General features: G+C 68.1%; 23 protein-coding genes and 1 pseudogene. 20 read left to right on the plus strand and 4 right to left on the minus strand.

Going from position 1 to position 22318, the window contains the following annotated elements:
* The first annotated feature begins 11 nt into the window (after window positions 1-11).
* Window positions 12-1613, plus strand: coding sequence for an ABC transporter substrate-binding protein (locus NRF20_RS35315; RefSeq protein WP_398629103.1), 1602 nt, complete (start codon window positions 12-14; stop codon window positions 1611-1613).
* Window positions 1614-1692: 79 nt separating this feature from the next.
* On the opposite strand, the gene NRF20_RS35320 is transcribed toward NRF20_RS35315, so the two are convergent.
* Together NRF20_RS35320 and NRF20_RS35325 are read right to left on the minus strand one after the other, a co-directional pair.
* On the minus strand, window positions 1693-2364 hold the full coding sequence (locus NRF20_RS35320; protein ID WP_093541287.1) for a response regulator: 672 nt from the start codon (window positions 2362-2364) through the stop codon (window positions 1693-1695).
* 9 nt (window positions 2365-2373) lie between these two features.
* Window positions 2374-3219: a RecB family exonuclease gene (locus NRF20_RS35325; RefSeq protein ID WP_413753914.1), complete on the minus strand. Its 846-nt coding sequence runs from the start codon at window positions 3217-3219 to the stop codon at window positions 2374-2376.
* Window positions 3220-3390: 171 nt separating this feature from the next.
* Between NRF20_RS35325 and NRF20_RS35330 the strand changes: the two genes are divergently transcribed.
* From NRF20_RS35330 to NRF20_RS35340, 3 genes are all read left to right on the plus strand, one after another.
* On the plus strand, window positions 3391-4641 hold the full coding sequence (locus NRF20_RS35330) for a site-2 protease family protein (RefSeq protein WP_114248900.1): 1251 nt from the start codon (window positions 3391-3393) through the stop codon (window positions 4639-4641).
* Window positions 4642-4691: 50 nt separating this feature from the next.
* Entirely contained in the window at window positions 4692-5597 is a 906-nt protein-coding gene (locus NRF20_RS35335) for a tRNA (adenine-N1)-methyltransferase (RefSeq protein WP_266362854.1), read from the plus strand.
* A gap of 229 nt (window positions 5598-5826) precedes the next feature.
* The gene (locus NRF20_RS35340; protein ID WP_398629102.1) at window positions 5827-6405 is read left to right on the plus strand and encodes a hypothetical protein; all 579 of its coding nucleotides are present in this window, start codon (window positions 5827-5829) and stop codon (window positions 6403-6405) included.
* 39 nt (window positions 6406-6444) lie between these two features.
* Here the strand turns inward: NRF20_RS35340 and NRF20_RS35345 are convergent, their stop codons facing one another.
* A complete protein-coding gene (locus NRF20_RS35345) occupies window positions 6445-6756 on the minus strand; it encodes a ferredoxin (RefSeq protein WP_114243630.1) in 312 nt (103 codons plus the stop codon).
* Window positions 6757-6997: 241 nt separating this feature from the next.
* On the opposite strand from NRF20_RS35345, the gene arc reads away from it, so the two are divergent.
* The 6 genes and pseudogenes from arc to prcA all read left to right on the plus strand — a co-directional run bounded on the left by arc (window position 6998) and on the right by prcA (window position 12838).
* The gene (gene arc, locus NRF20_RS35350) at window positions 6998-8764 is read left to right on the plus strand and encodes a proteasome ATPase (protein WP_398629101.1); all 1767 of its coding nucleotides are present in this window, start codon (window positions 6998-7000) and stop codon (window positions 8762-8764) included.
* Between the two features lie 236 nt (window positions 8765-9000).
* The gene (gene dop / locus NRF20_RS35355) at window positions 9001-10512 is read left to right on the plus strand and encodes a depupylase/deamidase Dop (protein ID WP_398629100.1); all 1512 of its coding nucleotides are present in this window, start codon (window positions 9001-9003) and stop codon (window positions 10510-10512) included.
* 120 nt (window positions 10513-10632) lie between these two features.
* Window positions 10633-10851 (plus strand): ubiquitin-like protein Pup, encoded by a 219-nt coding sequence (locus NRF20_RS35360; protein ID WP_016325855.1) that lies wholly within the window; start codon window positions 10633-10635, stop codon window positions 10849-10851.
* Window positions 10852-10952: 101 nt separating this feature from the next.
* Window positions 10953-11140: pseudogene (locus NRF20_RS35365) on the plus strand (endonuclease domain-containing protein); the annotation flags it as partial.
* The gene (prcB, locus tag NRF20_RS35370; RefSeq protein WP_398629099.1) at window positions 11092-11937 is read left to right on the plus strand and encodes a proteasome subunit beta; all 846 of its coding nucleotides are present in this window, start codon (window positions 11092-11094) and stop codon (window positions 11935-11937) included. The pseudogene NRF20_RS35365 and the gene prcB, both read left to right, overlap by 49 nt.
* Before the next feature lie 58 nt (window positions 11938-11995).
* Window positions 11996-12838 carry a proteasome subunit alpha gene (prcA, locus tag NRF20_RS35375; RefSeq protein WP_382950796.1) on the plus strand — a complete coding sequence of 281 codons (843 nt, stop codon included), beginning with the start codon at window positions 11996-11998 and terminating at the stop codon, window positions 12836-12838.
* A gap of 52 nt (window positions 12839-12890) precedes the next feature.
* Here the strand turns inward: prcA and NRF20_RS35380 are convergent, their stop codons facing one another.
* Complete coding sequence (locus NRF20_RS35380) at window positions 12891-13937, minus strand: LacI family DNA-binding transcriptional regulator (protein WP_398629098.1); 1047 nt, start codon at window positions 13935-13937, stop codon at window positions 12891-12893.
* Between the two features lie 132 nt (window positions 13938-14069).
* Between NRF20_RS35380 and NRF20_RS35385 the strand changes: the two genes are divergently transcribed.
* The 10 genes from NRF20_RS35385 (at window position 14070) to tatC (ending at window position 22310) form a co-directional block, all read left to right on the plus strand.
* Window positions 14070-15329, plus strand: coding sequence for an MFS transporter (locus NRF20_RS35385; protein ID WP_266362866.1), 1260 nt, complete (start codon window positions 14070-14072; stop codon window positions 15327-15329).
* Window positions 15330-15338: 9 nt separating this feature from the next.
* Window positions 15339-16700 carry a Pup--protein ligase gene (pafA, locus tag NRF20_RS35390; RefSeq protein ID WP_093894153.1) on the plus strand — a complete coding sequence of 454 codons (1362 nt, stop codon included), beginning with the start codon at window positions 15339-15341 and terminating at the stop codon, window positions 16698-16700.
* A 127-nt stretch (window positions 16701-16827) separates the two neighbouring features.
* A complete protein-coding gene (locus NRF20_RS35395) occupies window positions 16828-17775 on the plus strand; it encodes an FKBP-type peptidyl-prolyl cis-trans isomerase (RefSeq protein WP_398629097.1) in 948 nt (315 codons plus the stop codon).
* 43 nt (window positions 17776-17818) lie between these two features.
* Entirely contained in the window at window positions 17819-18193 is a 375-nt protein-coding gene (locus NRF20_RS35400; RefSeq protein WP_266362870.1) for an FKBP-type peptidyl-prolyl cis-trans isomerase, read from the plus strand.
* Between the two features lie 113 nt (window positions 18194-18306).
* Entirely contained in the window at window positions 18307-19260 is a 954-nt protein-coding gene (locus NRF20_RS35405) for a helix-turn-helix transcriptional regulator (RefSeq protein WP_266362872.1), read from the plus strand.
* A gap of 13 nt (window positions 19261-19273) precedes the next feature.
* The gene (locus tag NRF20_RS35410) at window positions 19274-20230 is read left to right on the plus strand and encodes a helix-turn-helix transcriptional regulator (RefSeq protein WP_398629096.1); all 957 of its coding nucleotides are present in this window, start codon (window positions 19274-19276) and stop codon (window positions 20228-20230) included.
* Between the two features lie 19 nt (window positions 20231-20249).
* Window positions 20250-20519, plus strand: coding sequence for a hypothetical protein (locus NRF20_RS35415; RefSeq protein ID WP_266362875.1), 270 nt, complete (start codon window positions 20250-20252; stop codon window positions 20517-20519).
* 35 nt (window positions 20520-20554) lie between these two features.
* Window positions 20555-20752 carry a hypothetical protein gene (locus NRF20_RS35420; RefSeq protein ID WP_259933213.1) on the plus strand — a complete coding sequence of 66 codons (198 nt, stop codon included), beginning with the start codon at window positions 20555-20557 and terminating at the stop codon, window positions 20750-20752.
* A gap of 267 nt (window positions 20753-21019) precedes the next feature.
* A complete protein-coding gene (gene tatA, locus NRF20_RS35425) occupies window positions 21020-21313 on the plus strand; it encodes a Sec-independent protein translocase subunit TatA (RefSeq protein WP_398629095.1) in 294 nt (97 codons plus the stop codon).
* A gap of 49 nt (window positions 21314-21362) precedes the next feature.
* Window positions 21363-22310: a twin-arginine translocase subunit TatC gene (gene tatC, locus NRF20_RS35430; protein ID WP_398629094.1), complete on the plus strand. Its 948-nt coding sequence runs from the start codon at window positions 21363-21365 to the stop codon at window positions 22308-22310.
* Window positions 22311-22318: the final 8 nt, after the last annotated feature.

The following is a 22318-nucleotide window of genomic DNA, read 5'->3' on the forward strand; positions in this document are numbered from 1 at the left end:
GAGCGTCCAAGATGAACCGCAAGACTCTGGTGCTGCCGGCCGTCGTCGGCCTGCTCGCACCCGCACTCGCCGCCTGCGGCGCGTCGGGCGACGGGGGCGATGGCAAGGCCGCCATCGTTGTCGGCACCACGGACCAGTTCGTCGCCTCCAAGGCCAACCCCGCGCCGCTCGACCCCGCCATCGGCTACGAAGCCGGCGTATGGAACGTGCTCCGGCAGACCGTGCAGACCCTGGTGCACGTGCCGCGCGGCGGGGGCGAGCCGGTGCCCGAAGCCGCGGAGAGCTGCACCTTCACGGACACGCAGAACGAGAGCTACCGCTGCAAGCTGCGCAGTGGTCTGAAGTTCTCCAGTGGCAAGGCCATAACCGCCGATGATGTGAAGTACTCCATCGACCGCGTCATCCGCATCGACGCCGCGAACGGGCCCGCCGCCCTGCTCGACAACATCGACACGGTCGAGACCCAGGGCGATCGGGAGGTCATCTTCCATCTGCGCGCGCCGGACGCCACGTTCCCGTACAAGCTCGCCACCCCGGTCGCCGGGATCGTGCCGCAGAGCAAGTACGCGGCGAAGACCGCGCGTACCGGATTCCAGGTGGACGGCTCCGGCCCGTACATCATGAAGCCGGAAGTCGAGCACAACCAGGTCGTCAAGGTGCTCTTCACCAGGAACCCCCACTACAAGGGGGATCTGAAGGTACGGAACGAGAAGGTCGAGCTCGACGTCTTCCCTGACCCGACGGCCATGGGCAAGGCCCTCGACAACGAGAAGATCGACATGATGACCCGCACCATGTCGCCCGAGCAGTCCCAGCAGATGCTCGAAAAGCCCAGGGACGGCATCAAGCTCACCGAGATGCCCGGCCTCGCCATCCATTTCCTGGGCTTCAACACCAACGACCCGGCTGTGAAGAACAAGGCCGTCCGCCAGGCCATGGCCCAGATCATCGACCGCGGTGAAATCGCGAGCAAGGTGTACGGCACCACGGCCGAGCCGCTGTACTCGCTGATCCCGTCCGGCATCACCGCGCACGCCAACTCGTTCTACAACAAGTACAGCGAACCGAGCCCCACGAAGGCTGCGGCGATCCTGAACGCCGCAGGCGTCGACACCCCGGTGAAGCTCACGCTCCACTACCCGACCGACCGTGTCGGCGCCGGCACCGCCGCCGAGTTCGGAACCCTGAAGAAGCAGCTCAACGACACCGGACTGTTCGACGTCACCGTCCAGGGAACCCCCTGGGCGAAGTACCGCCCGGCACAGCTGCGCGGCGACTACGCCGTCTACGGCATGGGCTGGTTCCCCGACTTCCCGGACCCCGACAACTTCATGGCGCCGTTCCTCGACAAGAACAACTTCCTCAACTCGCCCTACAAGTCGACCCTGGCCCAGAAGACGCTCATTCCGCAGTCCCGCCGCGAGACCGACCGCAGCGCCTCGGCCAAGACCTTCCAGCAGCTCCAGGACACCGTCGCCAACGACGTCCCCGTACTGCCGATCTGGCAGGGCAAGCAGTACGCCGCCTCCCGCGAAGACCTCACCGGCGTCGAGTGGGCGGTCAACTCCTCCGCCGACCTCCAGCTCTGGGAGCTGGGGAAGGGCACCGTCTGAGCACGGACGGCGCCCCGGCCGGGCCCGGCCGGGGCGCCGTCGCGCGCAGGGCCGTTTCCCGGTCCGCGCGCTGGTCCGCTCACTGGGCGCCGGGGCGCACCAGGCCGCTCTCGTACGCGTATACGGCTGCCTGCACCCGGTCGCGCAGGCCGAGCTTGGTCAGCACATGCCCGACGTGCGTCTTGACCGTGGTCTCACTGACGAACAGATCCGCGGCGATCTCCGCATTCGACAGACCGCGCGCCACCAGCTTCAGCACCTCGACCTCACGGTCCGTCAGCGTGTGCAGGGTGTCGGGCACCGGCTCCTCGCCGGACGGCAAATGGTCCGCATACTTGTCGAGCAGCCTGCGGGTGATGCTCGGAGCGAGCATCGCCTCGCCTGCGGCGACCACGCGGATGGCCTGCACCAGCTCATTGGCCGGAGCGTCCTTCAACAGGAAGCCGCTGGCACCGGCGCGTAGCGCCTCCACCACATATTCGTCGAGATCGAACGTGGTCAGCACCAGCACCTTCGCCGGACCGTCACGGCCGGGACCGGTGATCTGACGCGTCGCCTCGACGCCGTCCATCCGCGGCATACGGATGTCCATCAGCACCACATCGGGCTGCAGCGCCCGCACCTGGTCGAGAGCCTGGAGGCCGTCACCGGCCTCGCCCACCACCGCGAGATCCCCCTCCGCCTCCAGAATCATTCGGAAGCCGGTGCGCAGCAGCGGTTGGTCATCGACCAGTAGGACGCGGATAGCCACAGGGTCTCCTTAAGGTCCTTCGAGGGCCACAGGCCGGCCGGCCTCAGCACGGACCGGATCCATTCTGCCCTGCACATCCTGCTCCGACTCCGCCGGGCGTACTGACAACGGATAAACCGGGGGAGTGCCACCGAATTCGGGGCAGACCGACTGGTGGTCGCACCAGCCGCAGAGCTTCGTCGGCCGGGGCCGCCACTCGCCCGTCTCCGTCGCCCGCCGGATCGCGTCCCAGAGCGCCAGCAGCTTCCGCTCGACGCGCTCCAGATCCGCCACCACCGGGTCGTACGTCATGATGTCGCCGCTGCCGAGATAGACGAGCTGGAGCCGACGGGGCACCACACCCTTCAGCCGCCAGATCACCAGAGCGTAGAACTTCATCTGGAAGAGCGCGCCTTCCGCGTACTCCGGGCGCGGTGCCTTCCCCGTCTTGTAGTCGACGATCCGGACCTCGCCCGTCGGCGCCACATCGATACGGTCGATCACCCCGCGCAGATGCAGTCCCGACTCCAGCTCCGTCTCGACGAACAGCTCCCGCTCGGCGGGCTCCAGGCGTGTCGGATCCTCCAGTGAGAACCACCGCTCCACCAGGCTCTCCGCCTCCGAGAGCCAACGCGCCAGCCGCTCGCCCCCGGCATCCTCCGCGAACAGCTCCGACAGCTCCGGCTTCGACTCGAGCAGCCGGTCCCACTGGCCGGGGATCAGCGCCGTGGCCCGGCCGGCCGTGCGCTCCACCGCCGGGTTGTCGAAGAGCCGCTCGAGCACCGCATGCACCAGCGTCCCCCGGGTCGCCGCTTCGCTGGGCTTCTCCGGCAGTTTGTCGATGACCCGGAAGCGGTACAGCAGAGGACACTGCATGAAATCGCTCGCCCGCGACGGCGACAGGGACGAAGGCGGCTGAGGCGGCCGCGGCAGGGAGGTCATGTCGAAGACCCTACGGCCCGCCACTGACAGCCGGCGGCATACCATCGACCACACACCCTCGAACACTGCATGATCGTGCCGTACAGCACCGACCGAAGGGACCTCGTGGACGAGAGCGGCGACAGCGGGCGGCCGCAGCCCGGTGCAGGGGGAACGGACCCCGGCGCCGGCCCCGAGAAGGGCGAACCGCGGCGCCCCGAAGAGCCCGGCGGCGGCCTGCTCATGGGCCGACCCTTCGGCGTGCCCGTGTACGTCGCGCCCAGCTGGTTCATCGTGGCCGCACTGATCACCTGGGTCTTCGGAGGTCAGCTCGAACGGGTGCTGCCCGAACTCGGCGCGGCCCGCTATCTGGTCTCCCTCTTCTTCGCGATCGCCTTCTATGCGTCCGTACTCGTCCACGAGCTCGCCCACACGGTCGTCGCGCTGCGCTACAAGCTGCCGGTGCGCCGCATCCAGCTCCAGTTCTTCGGCGGCGTCTCCGAGATCGAGAAGGAGTCCGAGACCCCCGGCCGCGAATTCGTTCTCGCCTTCGTCGGCCCGCTGCTCTCCCTGGTGCTCGCCGGGCTCTTCTACGTAGGGATGACGTTCGTCGCGCCCGGTACCGTGCCCGGTGTCCTCCTCGCCGGACTGATGATCTCCAACCTCCTGGTGGCCGCCTTCAACCTCCTCCCCGGTCTTCCGCTCGACGGCGGGCGCATGCTCCGCGCCGTCGTCTGGAAGATCACAGGGCGGCCGATGAGCGGCACCGTCGCCGCCGCCTGGGTCGGCCGCGCGCTCGCCGTCGTCACCCTCATCGGCCTCCCGCTGCTCACCCACACCGGCTCCTTCGGGAACAACCCCCGAGACCTCAGCGGCCTGGACACCGTCACCGACGCGCTGCTCGCCGCCATCCTCGCCGCCATCATCTGGACCGGTGCGGGCAACAGCCTGCGCATGGCCCGCCTGCGCGAACACCTCCCCGAACTGCGCGCCCGCACCCTCACCCGGCGCGCCGTTCCGGTGGAGGCCGCCACCCCGCTCTCCGAGGCCCTGCGCCGCGCCAACGAGGCGGGCGCCCGCGCCCTCGTCGTCGTCGACGGACACGGCGAACCCCAGGGCGTCGTCCGAGAGACGGCCATCGTCTCCGTCCCCGAACACCGCCGCCCCTGGGTCGCCGTCAGCAGCCTCGCCCAGGACCTCACCGAGGGCATGAAGATCTCCGCCGAGCTGGCCGGCGAAGCACTCCTGGACAGGCTCAAGGCCAACCCCGCCACCGAATACCTCGTCCTCGAGGAGACCGGCGAGATCTACGGCGTGCTGTCCACCGCCGACGTCGAACGGGCATTTGTCGCCGCCCTGGCCAGGCCCGCCGCCTGACCGCCCGGGCTCGCGGTCGGCGCGCCGGGAATCACCGGTACGCTGGTCACATGTCTGAACCGACCGGTGCCGCCCGCCGACGCGGGCCCTTCAAGGTCGGGGACCAGGTCCAGCTCACCGATCCCAAGGGACGCCACTACACCTTCACGCTCGAAGCCGGAAAGAACTTCCACACCCACAAGGGTTCTTTCCCGCACGACGAGCTGATCGGTGCCCCCGAGGGCAGTGTTGTCCGAACCACGGGAAACGTCGCCTACCTCGCGCTGCGCCCCCTGCTCCCCGACTACGTCCTGTCCATGCCCCGCGGCGCAGCCGTGGTCTACCCCAAGGACGCGGGGCAGATCCTGGCCTTCGCCGACATCTTCCCCGGCGCCCGCGTCGTGGAAGCCGGCGTCGGTTCCGGCTCGCTCTCCACCTTCCTGCTGCGCGCCATCGGCGACCAGGGCATGCTGCACTCCTACGAGCGCCGCGAGGACTTCGCCGAGATCGCCCGGCAGAACGTGGAACGCTACTTCGGCGAACCGCACCCCGCCTGGCAGCTCACCGTCGGCGATCTCCAGGACAACCTCTCGGACACCGACGTCGACCGTGTCATCCTCGACATGCTCGCCCCCTGGGAGTGCCTGGAGGCCGTCTCCAAGGCGCTCGTGCCCGGTGGCATCCTCTGCGCGTACGTCGCGACCACCACCCAGCTCGCGCGGACCGTCGAGTCCATCCGAGAGATCGGCTGCTTCGCCGAACCGCAGCCCTGGGAATCGATGATCCGCAACTGGCACGTCGAGGGCCTGGCCGTCCGCCCGGACCACCGCATGATCGGCCACACCGGCTTCCTCGTCACCGCCCGCCGTCTGGCCGACGGCGTGGAGGCCCCGCTGCGCCGCCGCCGCCCCGCCAAGGGCGCCTACGGCGAGGACTACGACGGTCCCGGCAGCCAGAGCGGCTCCTCCCGCGGCTGAGCCGCACAACGTACCGGCGCCGCCGCCGAGTTCCCGGACCGACCCGGGAACTCGGCGGCGGCGCCCTTTCGTTGCCGTAACGGAAGCTCGTCCGTGCCGACCCCACCGTTCCGCTGCTCTGTGAGGTGTGGCACGATGCTGGCCACCCCCACGCCACCGCGGACGTCCCACCGGCGGCACCACCCACCCAGGCATCCTCGAACCACAGGAACCACAGGAGACATCCCGCGTGCAGCCCTCCGAGCTCCCGGACCTCGCGCACACCGACACCAGGCCGCTGCACTGGCTGGCCACCGCGACAGCCATGGCTGCTGTCGTCGCAACCGCAGGCATGCTCCAGCCGGACCCCACGGCCTCCGCCTCGACCCCCCACCGCACCACCGCGCAGCACGGCACCACATCCGTCACCGCACCCGACCCGGAGCGGGCGACCTTCCCGACGGAATGCGGCGGGCTGGAGAACACCGTGGCCAAACAGGCACCCGGCGACCTCGACGGCGACGGCCGCCCCGAGACCGTCGCCGTGGTCCACTGCGCGGCCGGTTCCGGCACCCCGCCCAGCGGCGTCTACGTCCTCACACAAGGAAGCGGGGCCACACCCCGGGTCGTGGCGACCCTGGTGGACCCCGCCCAGAAGATGAGCGTCGGTGATTTCGCGGTGCGTGACGGCATCATCTCCGCCACCCTGCTCGGCTACTCCTCGGCGGCAGTGCCGCGCTGCTGTCCCGACCAGCAGGAAGAGGTCACCTGGCAGTGGCAGGGCGGCGCATTCGTCCGTGCCGCCCAGGCCGCCCCGAGCAGCGCCTGATCGGTCACTGCGCGTGATCGCTCGCCCGGAACCGCCGGATCAGGCGGCCTCGGGACCGTACACCTCTACCCTGTCCGAAACGCGACGTACATGGATGCAGTCGCCCGGGCACTCCTTGGCCGAATCGACCACATCCTGAAGAAGCGGCAGCGGTACGGGCGTCGTCGCGCCCTTGTCCTGCAGCAGCTCGTCGTCGCCGCTCTTCACATACGCCAGACCGTCGATGTCCAGCTCGAACACCTCGGGTGCGTACTGCACGCAGATGCCGTCTCCCGTGCAGAGGTCCTGGTCGATCCAGACCTCCAGGTCCTGCGTGTCGCTGCCGGTGGGAGCGTCCTGCTGCACGGTCATTTCTCCTGCCGTTTCCTGCGTATCCGAACCAAAAGTAGCCAGCCCTGACGGGTGTTGAACGGTTCGACGATACAACCGGCCGCTTTCCGATGTTGAAGGGTGGGTATTCCCCTGACACGAGGGGGAACGCAAGGGTGAAGATCGGACACGCCTCGCAGTCTTTGTGATCTAGGGGTTTCAATCATCACCCACCCAGGTAGGGTCAGGAAGCGTCCAGCTCCCCTTGGAGGAGGTGAGGACCGTGGCAGCCCACGACGACGACATCAACCGCGGCATCCGGCCCGGGCGGGGGTCCGAAGACCCAGCCGGCCAGGTCGCCTATCTCGAGCAGGAAATCGCCGTCCTGCGACGTAAGCTCGCCGACTCTCCGCGCCATACGAGGATTCTCGAAGAGCGGATCGTCGAGTTGCAGACCAACCTGGCAGGCGTGTCCGCGCAGAATGAGCGGCTCGCCAACACACTCCGCGAGGCCCGCGACCAGATCGTGGCCCTCAAGGAAGAAGTCGACCGGCTCGCACAGCCGCCGGCCGGTTTCGGTGTGTTCTTGCAGGGCAATGAGGACGGCACCTGCGACATCTTCACCGGGGGCCGAAAGCTCCGGGTGAATGTCAGCCCCAGCGTTGAGCTCGACGACCTCCGGCGCGGTCAGGAAGTCATGCTCAACGAAGCGCTCAACGTGGTCGACGCCATGGAATTCGAGCGGGCCGGGGACATCGTCACACTCAAGGAAATCCTCGAGGACGGCGAACGGGCCCTGGTCATCGGGCACACCGACGAGGAACGGGTGGTACGGCTCGCCGAGCCGCTGCTGGACATCACCATCCGCCCCGGCGACGCACTGCTGCTCGAGCCCAGGTCCGGCTACGTCTACGAAGTGGTGCCCAAGAGCGAGGTCGAAGAGCTCGTTCTCGAAGAAGTACCGGACATCGACTACGACAAGATCGGCGGCCTGGGCGACCAGATCGAGCTGATCCGGGACGCGGTCGAGCTCCCCTACCTCCACCCCGACCTCTTCAAGGAACACGAACTGCGGCCACCGAAGGGCATCCTGCTCTACGGCCCGCCCGGCTGCGGCAAGACACTCATTGCCAAGGCAGTGGCCAACTCCCTTGCCAAGAAGGTCGCCGAAGTCACCGGCCAGCCCGCGGGCAAGAGCTACTTCCTCAACATCAAGGGCCCGGAACTCCTCAACAAGTACGTCGGCGAGACCGAGCGGCACATCCGCCTGGTCTTCCAGCGTGCCCGTGAGAAGGCGAGCGAGGGCACCCCCGTCATCGTCTTCTTCGACGAGATGGAGTCCCTCTTCCGCACCCGGGGATCCGGCGTCAGCTCGGACGTGGAGAACACCATCGTCCCCCAGCTGCTCGCCGAGATCGACGGCGTCGAGGGCCTGGAGAACGTCATCGTCATCGGCGCCTCCAACCGCGAGGACATGATCGACCCCGCGATCCTGCGACCCGGCCGCCTCGATGTGAAGATCAAGATCGAGCGCCCCGACGCAGAGGCCGCGAAGGACATCTTCGCGAAGTACCTCACGCCTTCGCTGCCCCTGCACGCGGACGACCTCGCGGAGCACACCGGATCCAAGGAATCCGCTGCGCACGCCATGATCCAGTCGGTCGTCGAGCGGATGTACACCGAGTCCGAGGAGAACCGCTTCCTCGAGGTCACGTACGCCAACGGCGACAAGGAAGTCCTCTACTTCAAGGACTTCAATTCCGGCGCGATGATCCAGAACATCGTCGACCGGGCCAAGAAGATGGCCATCAAGGCCTTCCTCGACCAGGGCCAGAAGGGCCTTCGGGTCTCCCATCTCCTCCAGGCGTGTGTGGACGAGTTCAAGGAGAACGAGGACCTGCCGAACACCACGAACCCGGACGACTGGGCCAGGATCTCCGGCAAGAAGGGCGAGCGGATCGTCTTCATCCGTACGCTGGTCACCGGAAAGCAGGGCGCAGACACCGGTCGGTCCATCGACACGGTGGCGAATACTGGGCAGTACCTGTAGAACGCAGACCGGCTGCGGATGCCCGGCCGGGCATCCGCAGCCGGTTGCTTTCCGGACAGCTCACGCGACACCGCAGCAATGACGTAATTGATCTCCCCACCAGCACAGAGTCGCTCTAGGCTCTTGCGTACCGCCCGGTCGCGCAGTGCGGGGACGGGCACCGCACACGCACCGGACAAGCAGCGGTACTTGAGCGCCGCCCCCTCAAGGGAGCGCCGCCGGGCAAGGAGGGCCGCATGACCGTACGGCGAGTAATGGGCATCGAGACGGAGTACGGGATCTCCGTCCCCGGCCACCCCAACGCCAATGCCATGCTCACCTCATCCCAGATCGTCAACGCCTACGCAGCGGCGATGCACCGGGCGCGCCGCGCCCGCTGGGACTTCGAGGAGGAGAACCCGCTGCGGGACGCGCGAGGCTTCGACCTCGCCCGCGAGACCGCGGACTCCAGCCAGCTCACCGACGAGGACATCGGCCTGGCCAATGTCATCCTCACCAACGGGGCCCGCCTCTACGTCGACCATGCGCACCCCGAATACAGCTCCCCGGAAGTCACCAATCCGCGGGACGCGGTCCTCTGGGACAAGGCCGGCGAACGCATCATGGCCGAAGCGGCCGAACGCGCGGCCCAGCTTCCCGGCGCGCAGCCGATCCACCTCTACAAGAACAACACCGACAACAAGGGCGCCTCGTACGGCACGCACGAGAACTACCTGATGAAGCGGGAGACCCCGTTCTCCGACATCGTGCGCCATCTGACCCCGTTCTTCGTCTCCCGCCAGGTGGTCACCGGAGCGGGACGCGTGGGAATCGGCCAGGACGGGCACGAGCACGGCTTCCAGATCAGTCAGCGCGCCGACTACTTCGAGGTCGAGGTCGGGCTGGAGACCACCCTCAAGCGCCCCATCATCAACACCCGCGACGAACCCCATTCCGATGCCGAGAAGTACCGCCGGCTCCATGTGATCATCGGCGATGCGAACCTCTCGGAGATTTCCACCTATCTCAAGCTCGGCACCACCGCCCTGGTCCTCTCCATGATCGAGGACGGCTTCATCAACGTCGATCTCGCGGTCGACCAGCCGGTGCGTACCCTGCACCATGTCTCCCACGACCCGACGCTGAAGCATCTGATCACGCTGCGTAGTGGGCGTACGCTCACCGCGGTGCAGCTCCAGATGGAGTACTTCGAGCTGGGCCGCAAGTACGTAGAGGAGCGGTACGGGGTGGACGCCGACGAGCAGACCAAGGACGTCCTGATCCGCTGGGAGGACACCCTCAACCGGCTGGAGAACGATCCGATGAGCCTGTCCGGCGAGCTCGACTGGATCGCCAAGCGGGAGCTCATGGAGGGCTACCGCCGCCGGGACAGCCTGGACTGGGACGCGGCGCGCCTGCACCTGGTGGATCTCCAGTACGCCGATGTGAGGGCCGACAAGGGCCTCTACAACCGTCTGGTGGCCCGCGGGAAGGTGAAGCGCCTGCTGGACGAGGACGCGGTCGAGAAGGCCCGTACGAAGCCTCCGGAGGACACCAGGGCCTATTTCCGCGGCCGCTGCCTGGAACAGTACGCGGACGACGTGGCCGCGGCCTCCTGGGACTCGGTCATCTTCGACCTGCCGGGCCATGACTCACTGCAACGCGTACCCACCCTGGAACCGCTCCGCGGCACCCGTAATCACGTCAAGGAGCTCCTGGACCGCTGTCGCACGGCGGAAGAGCTGGTCCAGGTGCTGTCGGGCGGCTGAAAGGGCCGCGATCGGGGAAACATCGGGATGACCCCCGGACGTTGAGACAACTACCGGGCCAATGTCGGACCCCGTAGGTAGGGTCTGATCAAGTGCTTCGAACCGAGCGGGGTGAGCTAAATGGCGACCAAGGACACCGGCGGCGGACAGCAGAAGGCGACGCGCTCCACCGAGGAGGTCGAGGAGCAGGCGCAGGACGCGCAGGCGTCCGAGGACCTCAAGGAGCGCCAGGAGAAGCTGAGCGACGATGTCGACTCGGTTCTGGACGAGATCGATGACGTACTCGAGGAGAACGCAGAGGACTTCGTGCGTTCCTTCGTTCAAAAGGGTGGACAGTAGTTCACACATGTGAACGCGGGGGAGTGGAGAGGTACGCGCGGTACGGGCCGGGTCGGCCCGTACCGCGCGGCCACAAGCGGCACCGCAGGCCGTGCAGCTGCCCCGCAGTCCATGTGGACCACTGCCGCGGGACGGGTAGGGTCCGTGGCGTAAACGCATCAACTGCAATTCGGCCATCGGCACGTTGGGAGACGATCCTGACACCTTGCGCAGGGCCGTCGCATACCTGGAGGGAAACGCGTGGAAGCCAACACTCGTAGCACCGGGCGTCTACCAGCTGCCTTCCTGACGCCGGGATCCTCTTCGTTCATGGATTTCCTGTCCGACCATTCTCCCGACATGCTCCCGGGCAACCGGAACCTGCCGCCTCTGCAGGGGGCCATCGAGGCGCCGCACGGGACGACCATCGTCGCGGCGACGTTCCCCGGCGGTGTGGTCCTGGCCGGCGACCGGCGGGCGACCATGGGGAACATGATCGCGCAGCGCGACATCGAGAAGGTCTTCCCGGCCGACGAGTATTCGGCGGTGGGCATCGCCGGCACGGCCGGACTGGCCGTGGAGATGGTCAAGCTCTTCCAGTTGGAGCTGGAGCACTTCGAGAAGGTCGAGGGCGCCCAGCTCTCCCTGGAGGGCAAGGCGAACCGGCTCTCCACGATGATCCGCAGCAATCTGGCGATGGCCATGCAGGGCCTCGCCGTCGTGCCGCTCTTCGCCGGCTTCGACGTCGACCGCGGAAAGGGCCGGATCTTCTCGTACGACGTCACCGGCGGCCGCTCCGAGGAGCACGGATACGCTGCCACCGGCTCCGGGTCGATCTTCGCCCGTGGCTCGATGAAGAAGCTCTACCGCGAGGATCTGACGGAGCAGCAGGCCCTCACCCTGGTCGTGCAGGCGCTGTACGACGCCGCGGACGACGACTCGGCGACCGGCGGTCCCGATGTGGCCCGGCGGATCTACCCGATCGTCACCGTCATCACCGACGAAGGCTTCCGGAAGCTGGTCGAGGCGGAATCCTCCGAGATCGCCCGCTCGATTCTGGAACGCCGGTTGGAACAGCCCGACGGCCCGCGCGCCGCGCTGCTCTGATCCCCGTTCCGCTGCTTCTTCGATGCTCTTGTCACTGACAGAAAGGGACGGATAACCGGTGTCGACGCCGTTCTATGTCTCACCTCAGCAGGCCATGGCCGACCGGGCGGAATACGCCCGGAAGGGCATCGCCCGTGGTCGCAGCCTTGTTGTGCTGCAGTACGCCGACGGCATTGTGTTCGTCGGCGAGAACCCGTCCCGTGCGCTGCACAAGTTCAGCGAGATCTATGACCGGATCGGTTTCGCCGCCGCCGGCAAGTACAACGAGTACGAGAATCTCCGCATCGGCGGTGTGCGCTACGCGGATCTGCGTGGATACACCTATGACCGTGACGATGTGACAGCCCGTGGGCTGGCCAATGTCTATGCGCAGACGCTGGGCACCATCTTCTCCAGTGCGGCCGAGAAGCCGTACGAGGTGGAGCTGGTGGTCGCCGAGGTCGGCGCCGAGCCGGAGGGCGACCAGATCTACCGGCTGCCGCACGACGGCTCGATCGTCGACGAGCACGGATCGGTCGCGGTCGGCGGGAATGCCGAGCAGATCAGCACCTTCCTGGACCAGCGGCACCGCGACGGCATGACGCTCGCCGAGGCGCTCAAGCTGGCGGTGCAGGCGCTGTCCCGCGATCCCAACGGCAGCGAGCGGGAGATCCCCGCGGAGCGGCTGGAAGTCGCGGTCCTGGACCGTACGAGGCCGCAGCAGCGGAAGTTCAAGCGGATCGTCGGCCGGCAGCTGGCGCGGTTGCTGGAGGCGGACGGCGGCTCCGCACCGACGGATGCCCCCTCCGACATCGAGGACGGCGAGGGGGCTGAGTCCTCCGGGACGGAGTCCCCTGCGAGCACGACGGATGTCACCAAGTCCACCGATTCCGGTGGGGACGTGGAGTCCTCCGAGGAGTAGTCCACGCTGTGCCGGTGCCCCGGTCCGCCCTTCCCGGCGGGCCGGGGCACCGTCATGAGCGCTGACCGTCCGCGGACGGGGGCGCCGAGGAGCCTCGTGCGACCAGGTGCACGGGCAGGCTGCCGGGCTCGGCCGGGCGGCCGTCCAGGACCGCCAGCAGGGCGGCCATGCCGCGTTCACCGACCTGCTCGGCGGGCAGCTGCACGGTGGTGAGCTCCGGTTCGACGGCTGTGGCCAGGGCCAGATCGTCGAAACCGGTGACGGAGAGGTCGTCGGGGACACGGAGCCCCAGCCTGCGGGCAGCCTTGCAGGCGCCCGCGGCGAGGATGTCGTCGTCGCAGACGATGGCGGTGGGCCGGGGGCCGGAGGCGCCGAGTGCGTGCTCCGCTTCTTCGCGGCCTGCCTGTACGTCGAGCGGCGCCGTGACGGTCCGTACGGAGGTGCCGGGCACCGCCCCCAGGGCGTCGTGGAGCGCCCGGGCACGGACCGCGAAGGTCCAGGTGTCGACCGCCGACGCAAGGTGGACGAAGCGGCGGTGGCCCAGCGCGAGCAGATGCTCCGCGACCTGCCGCATGCCGTCGGCGATGTCGAGGTTGACCCGTGCCGCGACGCCGGTGTCCGCCGGGTCGCTGTCGAGCATGACCAGCGGCAGGCCGGCGCCACGCAGCACGTCCAGTGCGCCGGCGGCCATGGAGGAGGCGATCACCCCGTCGAGGGAGGCGCGCGCCGAGGCGAAGGGATCCCTGGCCGGCCCCGTGCCTTCGGGGGACGGGTAGAGGACGACCCCGAAGCCGTGTTCGGCGGCGACCGCGGCGGCGCCGGTGTAGACGCGTGCGAAGAATTCGTTGGTGAGCGCGGGGACGACCAGCAGTGCGGTCCTGGTGCGGCCGAGACGGAGGCTGCGGGCGGCGAGATTGGGCTGGTAGCCGAGTTCGTGCGCGGCGTGCCGTACACGCTCGGCGGTGGCCTCGGAGACCCTGCCTCGCCATTTGTCGCCGAGCACGAGGGAGACGGTGGCCTGCGAGACGCCCGCGGCCCGCGCGACATCGCGGCTGGTGGGCCGGGCCGGGGCCGGCTGTGACTGTGGTGCGCTGGTCACTGGGGCCTCCGGGCCGGTCGGGGGCAGGCGCCGTGAGGTGGACCTGCGGACTGGGCACATGGTACGTATGAACCTCGACGTTATACGTAAAACCTCAGGGTGCGGAGAGTGCCCGAGGGAGAGGGGCGGGACATGGCCGCGGGATTTCTGGACATCCTCCGGGCGCGGCACGCCGCCCGGCTGCTGGCAGGGACCCTGGTGGGGCGGCTCCCGAGCGGTACCGCCCATATCGCGATCGTGCTGTTCACCCGGGCCGAGGGCGGCAGCTACACCCTCGCCGGCGCGCTCGCGGCCGTGTACGGGCTGTCCACCGCGGTCGGACAGCCGCTGCTGGGCCGCGCCGTGGACCTGTACGGCCAGCCGCGGGTCCAGCTCCCGGCCTCCGTGGTGTCGGCGCTGGGCATGGCCCTGCTGGCACTGGTGGGCCTGGGGTCACTGCCGCTGGCCTACGGAGCGGTGATGGTGGCCGGCGTGTTCACCCCGCCGCTGGAGGGCGGTCTGCGGGCCCTGTGGCCGAGCGTCCTGGGCGGCGAGGACCGGGTGCACCGGGCGTACGCGATGGACGCCGTCGCCCAGGAGGTCATGTTCACCGTGGGCCCGCTGCTGGTGACGCTGCTCGTCTCCCTCTGGTCGCCCGCCGCCGCCCTGCTCGTCATCAACGCGATAGGTGTCCTGGGGGCGCTCTCCGTCGTCCTCTCCGAGCCCTCCCGAGCCTGGCGTTCCGCGCCCCGCGAGGCGCACTGGCTGGGCGCGCTGCGCTCGCCGGGACTGCTGGCGCTGCTCGGCTCGTTCTTCTTCGTGGGGCTCGCGCTCGGTTCGATCACAGTGGCCGGGGTGGCGTACGCCGACGACCACGGCCGGGAGTCGGTGTACGGCTGGCTGATGGCCGCGCTCGGGCTGGGTGCGCTGGTCGGTGGCGCGGTGTACGGGGCACGGCAGTGGGCCGGGGCTCCGGAGCGCCGGCTGCGCGTCATCGTCGCGCTGCTGGCGCTGGGCTATCTGCCGCTGATGCTGACCCCGGGGGTGGTCGCCATGACCGCTCTGGCAGCAGTGGCCGGAGTCTTTCTGGCGCCCGCGATCGCGTGCTCGTTCATCGTCGTCGACCGGCATGCTCCGCAGGGCACGGTGACCGAGGCGTTCTCCTGGCTGGTGACGACGTTCGGAGTGGGCGCGGCGGCGGGAACGGCCGTGGCAGGTCCGGCCGTCGAACTGGGCGGCACGACGTGGAGCTTCGCCGTCGCGGGGGCCGGCGGGGTGGCGGCGCTGCTGGTCCTGCTTGCCACGGGAGGGGTCCTCGCAGTTCCCGGGCGTACGGCCGTTGCTGTACAAGGATCGGAAAATGATCGAAACGGTGCTGTCGAACCCGGTTTCAGCTCAGGCCATCAGGCGTAATGTTCAGTCATGGACCGCCGCATTTTCGGGCTGGAGAACGAGTACGGCGTCACGTGCACGTTCAGGGGACAGCGCCGACTGTCTCCTGATGAAGTGGCGCGCTACCTCTTCCGCCGTGTTGTGTCATGGGGCCGCAGCAGCAATGTCTTTCTGCGGAACGGCGCCCGCCTCTACCTCGACGTGGGATCGCATCCGGAATATGCAACCCCCGAATGCGACAACCTGACCGAGCTGGTCACCCACGACAAGGCCGGTGAGCGCATTCTCGAAGGCCTGCTCGTCGACGCCGAACGCCGCCTGCACGAGGAGGGAATCGCGGGCGACGTCTATCTCTTCAAGAACAACACCGACTCGGCGGGAAACTCCTACGGGTGTCATGAGAACTATCTCGTGGCGCGGCACGGAGAATTCTCCCGGCTCGCGGACATCCTCATTCCCTTCCTCGTCACGAGGCAACTGATCTGCGGCGCGGGCAAGGTGCTGCAGACACCGCGAGGTGCCGTCTACTGCGTCAGCCAGCGTGCCGAGCACATCTGGGAGGGCGTCAGCTCCGCCACGACGCGCTCCCGCCCGATCATCAACACGCGTGACGAGCCGCATGCGGACGCGGAGCGGTACCGCCGCCTCCACGTCATCGTCGGTGACTCCAACATGTCCGAGACGACCATGCTGCTCAAGGTGGGCGCGACCGATCTGGTGCTCCGCATGATCGAGGCGGGCACCGTGATGCGGGATCTGACGCTGGAGAACCCGATCCGGGCGATCCGCGAGGTCAGTCACGACACCACGGGGCAGCGCAAGGTGCGCCTGGCCAGTGGCCGCGAGGCGTCCGCCATCGAGGTGCAGCGCGAGTACTACGAGAAGGCCGTCGACTTTGTCGACCGCCGTGGCATCCGCACCGGAACCGTCGCTCAGGTCCTGGAGCTGTGGGGCCGTACCCTCGACGCGGTCGAGGCCGAGGACCTCGACCGGATCGAGACCGAGATCGACTGGGTGATGAAGTACAAGCTCATCGAGCGGTACCGGGCCAAGCACAACATGACCATGTCGCATCCGCGGGTCGCCCAGATAGACCTCGCGTACCACGACATCCACCGCCGCCGCGGCCTGTACTACCTGCTGGAGCGCAAGGGACAGGCCGCCCGTGTCTGCAACGACCTGAAGATCTTCGAGGGCAAGTCCGTGCCCCCGCAGACGACCAGGGCGCGGCTGCGAGGTGACTTCATCCGCAGGGCCCAGGAGCAGCGGCGGGACTTCACCGTCGACTGGGTCCATCTCAAGCTCAACGACCAGGCGCAGCGCACGGTGTTGTGCAAGGACCCGTTCCGTTCGGTGGACGACCGAGTGGAGAAGCTGATCGCGGGTATGTGAGCCGGCAACAGGACAACTTCGGCTCCCGACGCGACGCGGGCCCCGTACGTTCCTCGTACGGGGCCCTGCGTACGCCCTAGAGTGTCGAGGACCAAACCAACTGTGCCGTCTGAGATCTGAGGAACAAGTGCGCCGACTTGCCGGCCTTCTCGTCGTCCCCCTGTTGCTGCTGACAGCGGCCTGCGGTGACGAAAAGGGCTCCGCTTCCGCTTCCGCTTCCGCCGTGTCCGAGGACGGGTTCCCCGCGATCACCGCGGGAGCGAAATTCGGCGAGAAGCCCACCCTGTCCAAGGGCACGGGGAAACCGCCCAAGGAGCTGAAGACCAGGGTCGTCAGCCAGGGTGACGGCGCCACGCTCAAGAACGGCGATGCGATCCAGGTCAACTACCTCGGGCAGCCCTGGGACTCCGACAAGCCGTTCGACAACAGCTTCGACCGCAAGCAGCCGCTCGATCTGACCCTCGGCGCCGGCATGGTCATCCAGGGCTGGGACAAGGGCCTCGTCGGCCAGAAGGTCGGCAGCCGGGTCGAGCTGGTCATTCCGCCGGATCTCGGTTACGGAGCGCAGGGCCAGGGCGACATCAAGCCGAACGCCACGCTCGTCTTCGTCGTCGACATTCTGAAGTCGACGCAGATCCCGACGTCAGCCAAGGGCACCGCGGTCGCCCAGGACAATATCGACCTGCCCAAGGTCGGCACCAACACCGACGGCAAGGCCCCCAAGGTCACCATCCCCACCAAGACCGACCCGCCGAAGAAGCTCGTCTCCAATTACATCCTGGAGTCCAAGGGCGACGTCGTGAAGGACACCGACAGCGTCATCGTGAACTACGTCGGTCTGCTGTGGAAGGACGGCAAGACGTTCGACAGCACCTACACGGCGGGCAAGACGCAGACCTTCCCACTGGCCCAGGTCACCCTGAAGGGGCTCAAGAACGGTCTGGTCGGCAAGAAGATCGGCAGCCGTGTGCTCCTTGTCATCCCGCCGGACCAGGGGTTCGGTGACAAGGCGCAGCAGACCATCCCCGCGAAGTCCACGCTGGTGTTCGCCGTGGACATCCTGGCAAAGATGTAAGACTGTCCCGGTTGCCCAGTTCATCATTAAGAGGAGCAAGTCAGTGAGCATCGAGAAGCCCGAGATCGACTTCCCGGGTGGCGAGCCGCCGGCCGACCTGGAAATCAAGGACATCTGGGAAGGCGACGGCGCGGTGGCCGAGGCGGGCGCCACCGTCTCCGTCCACTACGTGGGCGTGGCCTTCTCCACCGGCGAGGAGTTCGACGCCTCCTGGAACCGCGGCACTCCGCTGCAGTTCCAGCTCGGTGCCGGCCAGGTCATCTCCGGCTGGGACAAGGGCGTGCAGGGCATGAAGGTCGGCGGCCGTCGTCAGCTGACCATCCCCGCGCACCTCGCGTACGGCGACCGCGGCGCCGGTGGCGGCCGTATCGCCCCCGGCGAGACGCTGATCTTCGTCTGCGACCTGGTCGCCGTCTGATCCGCATCCGTGCGATACGAGGGCCCGTGCCTGGGGGCACGGGCCCTCGCTTTTGTCCGGACCGCGCGTAGCGGTACGGTCGACGGTCGTAGAGCAAAACAGAAAGGGCGTCGATGGCGATTGCCAAGGCCGAGCGGCTGATGAACCTGGCCCTGTGTCTGCTGGGGACCCGGCGCCCGCTGAGCAAGCGCGAACTGCGCAGCTCCATCGAGGCCTACCTGGAAGCGGGTTCCGACGACGCCTTCAACCGGATGTTCGAGCGTGACAAGGACGATCTGCGCGAGCTCGGTCTGATCATCGAGACCGTGGAGAACCTGGACGGCGACACGGGATATCTCGCCCGCCGCGACAGCAACCGGCTGCCCCCGATCACGCTGGACGCCGAGGAGGCCGCCGCACTCGGACTGGCCGCCAAGGTCTGGCAGCAGGCGCGGCTGGCCGGCGCCGCCAGCGGAGCGCTGCAGAAGCTGCGGGCCGCGGGCATGCCGGAGGCCGAGGACGCGTACGAGGTGCACAGCGCCCTCGAACCCCGTATCCCCGTTCATGAGGCCGCGTTCGAGCCGTTGATGCTGGCCTGCCGGGACCGCCGCCCGGTGACCTTCGACTACCGCAAGGCCAACGCCGCCCGGCCCGAGCAGCGCCAGGTCGAGCCGTGGACGCTGGAGTGCTGGCGCGGCCACTGGTATCTGGCCGGCTGGGACCGGGACCGCGGCGCCGAGCGGGTGTTCCGGCTCTCCCGGATCACCGGCCGGGTCCGCTCCCGGGCCGGGGCCTTCACCGTCGAGGTGCCCGACGTCGTGACCGTCCGCGAGACCGTCGAGAGCTGGGCGGGGGAGACGGCGACCCGGACCGCGCGGATCAGGCTGCGGGCCGGTGCCGGATACCCGCTGCGCTCGCGCGCCATATCGGTCCGGGAACTCGGCGACGGGTGGGACGAGTTGGAGATTCCGTACGGACACGGCCTGGACGCCTGGCTCGTCGAGTTCGGTCCGGACGTCGTCGTAAAGGAACCCGCCGACCTGCGGGCCGATGTGGTGGACCGGCTGCGCGCCGTGGCCAAGGACTGAGGGGGACCGATACATGGCCACGAACGCGATCGACCAGACCCGCCGGATGCTCTCCCTGGTGACGTATCTGCGTGAGCGCCCCGGCGCCCACGTCCAGGACGTCGCCCGCGCCTTCGGGATCACCGAGGACGAGCTGATCTCCGACCTCGACGTGCTGCCCATGTGCGGTACGAGCTTCCGCGGCGGGGATCTCCTGGACATCGACACCGACGGCGACCGGATCTGGTGGCACAACCCCGACGATGTCGCGGAACCGCTGCGGCTCGCGGCCGACGAGGCGACGGCGCTCCTGGTAGCCGCCCGCGCCGTGGCCACGCTGCCGGGGCTGCGCGAGAGTGACCGGCAGGCGCTGCTGCGGGCCACCGCGAAGCTGGAGACCGCGGCCGGTGAGGTGGGGGCGGCGAGCTCGCGGCTTTCGGTCACCTTCGAGTCCGAGGGCGGTGTCTTCGCCGATGTCGACCGGGCGATCTCCGAGCGGCGCCGGCTCTGGCTGCGCTACTACTCGCCCGCGCGCGATGAGCTCACCGAACGCGAGGTGGACCCGATCCGGCTGTTCGCCGTGGGGCATACGTACATGGAGGCCTGGTGCAGGTCCTCCGAGGACCGGCGGACGTTCCGGCTCGACCGGGTCGCCGAGATCCGGCTGCTCGACGAGCCGGCCGCGCCGCCCGAGCTCGAACTGCGGGATCTGTCCGAAGGGCTCGTCCAGCCGGCGGCCGAGGACCCGGAGGTCGTGGTCGAGGTGGGCCCCGGCGGCCGGTGGGTCGCCGAGTACTACCCGCACGACTGCGCACAGGAGCTGCCGGACGGCGGGCTGCGGATCACCCTGCGCACCCCCGATCCGGCCTCGCTGCGCAGGCTCGCGCTGCGACTGGGCCGGGAAGGCCGCATCGTCTCCCCGCCGGAGCTCGCGCAGAGCGCACAACAGGCGGCCCGTGCGGCGCTCGCTGCCTATGACGGACCGGCCTGAGCGGATACCTGAGGGAGATATGCGCAATATGTCTGTGGTGTCAGGTGTTCCGACCGTGGTGGTGCCCGAATCCGTACGGTTCAAGGCCGCCTGCCCGGACTGCCGCGAGCGGTTCGAGCTGGCGGCGGGCGCCATCCGCCTCGCCGTGGGTGCCAGCCGCCGGACGACGTTCTACTCCTTCACCTGCCCGGAGTGCGGCGCGGCCGTCCGTAAACCCGCCGGGGAACGGATAGTTGAGCTCCTCACCGGCGGCGGGGTGCGGACGCTGCGCCTCCACACCAGCCTTTAGAACTTCGGACACCTAGACACATTGAGGCTCTGCGCATGTTCTGGCCCATGCTCGCCATCGCCCTGGGGTTTCTCGGGATCGCCGTTCTCGGCGTGCTGGCCGTCAAGGTCTTCATCGAGGCCCAGCGTCTGGGGCGTCAGGTGACCCGAACGACCCAGCGCATCAACCGGGCGGCGGAGGACCTGGAGCGGGCCGCGACGGATCTTGCTGCCACGGGTGAAGCGTTGCGCTAGATGTACCGCTCCACGATCGTGTGAGCCCGTGAGCAGGGGCGATGGATCGGGGAGGGCGCGGCCTCCAGTTTCTCGGGTTCGGGGGGGTACGCTGCTGACGTCGGCCCAGGCGGGGAGGTGCGGGCCGCAAGCGGGAGTATGCACGGGCATTGCCTTGCGTTTACCCCTACGGGTTACGATCGCTGCCAGCGCACAGGTCGGACGTGTGTCCGGCCGAATGGGTAGCGAGCCCGCCCTCCAGTCGCCTCAGTGAGAAGGAAGTCGCACATGATCGGCAATCTGAAGCCCCTCGAGATCGTTCTGATCATCGCTGTCATCCTGCTGCTCTTCGGTGCCAAGAAGCTTCCCGACATGGCGCGTTCACTCGGCAAGTCGGCCCGCATCCTCAAGAGCGAGGCCAAGGCCATGAAGAAGGACGACGCGGAGCCTGCGGCGCCGACCACGGAGACGGCCGCGGACACCGCACCGCAGGCAGCGCCCGCTCGTACCATTCAGGCCGCTCCGGGAGACGTCAGCAGTGCCCGTCCGGTCAGCGAGGCCAAGCCCACCACCCAGAGCTGACAGCTGATCCGCTCCACCGACAGCTGCCGCACGAGACGAGGGAAGTGGGTTGCTCAAGTCTGCCCGCAAGCAGGAGAAGGACGACGAGGGGCGGATGCCTCTCCTCGATCACCTGCGTGAGCTGCGTGATCGACTGCTGAAGTCGGTCCTGGCCATCGTGATCACCGTGATCGCGGCAGCGTTCTTCCAGAAGGAAATCTTCGAGTTCCTGATGAAGCCGATCCTGGATTCGGTCGGCTGCAAGAACGGCACCGTGACCATGATCAATGGTCGTCCGTGCGCGGAGATGACCACCAACGGTTTGCTCTCACCCTTTACCATCGCGTTGAAGGTGTCCCTGATGACGGGTGTGTTGGTGGCCACTCCCGTCTGGCTCTACCAGCTGTGGGCATTTGTGGCCCCGGGCCTGCACAAGCAGGAGAAGCGCTACGCGGTGGCCTTTGTCGCGGCCGGGGTGCCGCTCTTCCTGGCCGGCGCCTACCTGGCGTACGAGATCCTGCCGCAGACTGCCCAGATCATGCTCGGCTTCACGCCCGACAACGTGAAGAACCTGCTGCCCCTTGACGACTTTCTCGACTTGATTACCCGCATGGTGATCGTCTTCGGGCTGGCCTTCGAGCTGCCGCTGCTGCTGGTCCTGCTCAATATGACCGGGGTCCTGTCCGGCGTCCGCATGCTGCGCTGGTGGCGCGGGATGATCGTCGGGCTCACTGCGTTCGCGGCCATCGCGACACCCGGCGGCGATCCCATCTCGATGCTTCTGCTCGCGGGCCCGCTCGCGGTGCTGTACTTCATCGCGGTCGGTTTCTCCCTCCTCAACGACAAGCGCAGGAAGCGTTCCAATCCCGATGCCGGCCTTGACGACGACGAGGCGTCGGAGCTGGACCTCACCCCCGAGGGCATCGGTGAGATCGAACCGGTCTCGTCCAGCCGCTCGCTGCCCACCCAGGCGAGCTCGGACCGTGACCGGGGCAATGGTTACGACGACATCACCTGACCTTGTAA

Source organism: Streptomyces sp. R-74717, from assembly GCF_047305335.1.
Taxonomy (GTDB): domain Bacteria; phylum Actinomycetota; class Actinomycetes; order Streptomycetales; family Streptomycetaceae; genus Streptomyces; species Streptomyces atratus.

Coding starts and splice junctions, on each gene's coding strand:
- NRF20_RS35315 (WP_398629103.1), top strand. CDS start 12: ATGAACCGCAAGACTCTGGTGCTGCCGGCCGTCGTCGGCCTGCTCGCA.
- NRF20_RS35325 (WP_413753914.1), bottom strand. CDS start 3,219: ATGCAGTGTCCTCTGCTGTACCGCTTCCGGGTCATCGACAAACTGCCG.
- NRF20_RS35335 (WP_266362854.1), top strand. CDS start 4,692: ATGTCTGAACCGACCGGTGCCGCCCGCCGACGCGGGCCCTTCAAGGTC.
- NRF20_RS35345 (WP_114243630.1), bottom strand. CDS start 6,756: ATGACCGTGCAGCAGGACGCTCCCACCGGCAGCGACACGCAGGACCTG.
- dop (WP_398629100.1), top strand. CDS start 9,001: ATGACCGTACGGCGAGTAATGGGCATCGAGACGGAGTACGGGATCTCC.
- NRF20_RS35360 (WP_016325855.1), top strand. CDS start 10,633: ATGGCGACCAAGGACACCGGCGGCGGACAGCAGAAGGCGACGCGCTCC.
- NRF20_RS35385 (WP_266362866.1), top strand. CDS start 14,070: ATGGCCGCGGGATTTCTGGACATCCTCCGGGCGCGGCACGCCGCCCGG.
- pafA (WP_093894153.1), top strand. CDS start 15,339: ATGGACCGCCGCATTTTCGGGCTGGAGAACGAGTACGGCGTCACGTGC.
- NRF20_RS35405 (WP_266362872.1), top strand. CDS start 18,307: ATGGCGATTGCCAAGGCCGAGCGGCTGATGAACCTGGCCCTGTGTCTG.
- NRF20_RS35410 (WP_398629096.1), top strand. CDS start 19,274: ATGGCCACGAACGCGATCGACCAGACCCGCCGGATGCTCTCCCTGGTG.
- NRF20_RS35415 (WP_266362875.1), top strand. CDS start 20,250: ATGCGCAATATGTCTGTGGTGTCAGGTGTTCCGACCGTGGTGGTGCCC.
- NRF20_RS35420 (WP_259933213.1), top strand. CDS start 20,555: ATGTTCTGGCCCATGCTCGCCATCGCCCTGGGGTTTCTCGGGATCGCC.
- tatA (WP_398629095.1), top strand. CDS start 21,020: ATGATCGGCAATCTGAAGCCCCTCGAGATCGTTCTGATCATCGCTGTC.